At 70.5% G+C, this 1,317-nt stretch carries 1 protein-coding gene; it reads left to right on the top strand.

Going from position 1 to position 1,317, the window contains the following annotated elements:
- The coding region (locus CH341_RS31310) for an error-prone DNA polymerase family protein (RefSeq protein ID WP_483475698.1) at positions 1–1,317 on the top strand (1,317 nt) is incomplete at both ends.

Below are 1,317 nucleotides of genomic sequence, written 5' to 3'. Positions count from 1 at the left end.
CGGCGACCCTCCCCCTCCAGGGGAGGGTGATCCAAATGCTCCGCTCCGCGAACGCCCGCGTCTGGCTCGGCGCGCGGATGCTGTATCGCGGCGACGATGCGCGGCGGCTCGCGCGGCTCGCCGCGCTGGGGGCGGAAACCCGCACGCCGCTGATCGCAGTCGGCGACGTGCTGTTCCACGGCCCCGAGCGGCGCGCCTTGCAGGACGTGATCACCTGCGTGCGCGAGCGCACCACGCTCGATGCCGCCGGGCGCCTGCTGGAGGCCAATGCCGAGCGCCATCTGAAAGCTCCGGACGAGATGGCGCGCCTGTTTCGTGCCGCGCCCGAGGCCGTGACGCAGACACTGACCTTTCTGGAGAGCTGCCGCTTCTCGCTCGACGAGCTCGCCTACGACTATCCGGACGAGGTGCGCGACGGATTCGCCACCCCGCAGGAGGCGCTGATCGCCTATGCGGAAGACGGCGCGGCGCGGCGCTATCCGGACGGCGTGCCGGCCAAGGTGAGGCGCGCGCTCGACCACGAATACGCGCTGATCGGCGAGCTCTCCTATGCGCCGTACTTTCTCACCGTGCACGACATCGTGCGCTTCGCGCGCTCGCGCGGGATTCTCTGCCAGGGCCGCGGCTCGGCGGCGAACTCGGCCGTCTGCTACTGCCTCGGCATCACCGAGGTCGATCCGGCGCGCAGCGATCTCCTGTTCGAGCGCTTCGTCTCGGCCGAGCGGCGCGAGCCACCCGACATCGACGTCGACTTCGAGCACGAGCGGCGTGAGGAGGTGATCCAGTACATCTACAATCGCTACGGCCGCGCGCGCGCCGGCCTCGCCGCCACGGTGATCTGCTATCGCGGCCGCAGCGCCATCCGCGACGTCGGCAAGGTCTTCGGCCTCACCGAGGACGTGATCGGGTCGCTCGCCGGCACGTTGTGGGGCTGGTCGCCCGAGGCGATCTCGGACCAGCATGCGCGCCGTGCCGGTTTCGATCCCGCCGACACGCGTCTCGCGGCGGCGCTCGCGCTGGCCCGCGAGCTGGTCGGCTTTCCGCGCCACCTGTCGCAGCACGTCGGCGGCTTCGTGATCACGCGCGGCCGGCTCGACGAGCTGGTCCCCATCGAGAACGCCGCCATGGAGGACCGCACCGTCATCGAGTGGGACAAGGACGACCTCGACACGCTGCGGATTCTCAAGATCGACGTGCTGGCGCTCGGCATGCTGACCTGCCTGCGGCGCGCGCTGGATTTTTTACAGCGGCATTATCCGCTGGCCTTCCCTTCACCCTCCCCTGGAGGGGGAGGGTCGGGCGTCCGCGCAGCGGACG

Source organism: Rhodoplanes roseus, from assembly GCF_003258865.1.
Classification (GTDB): domain Bacteria; phylum Pseudomonadota; class Alphaproteobacteria; order Rhizobiales; family Xanthobacteraceae; genus Rhodoplanes; species Rhodoplanes roseus.
The sequence above is the reverse complement of the archived record's forward strand: the minus strand, read 5'-3'. Positions and strand labels throughout refer to the sequence as shown.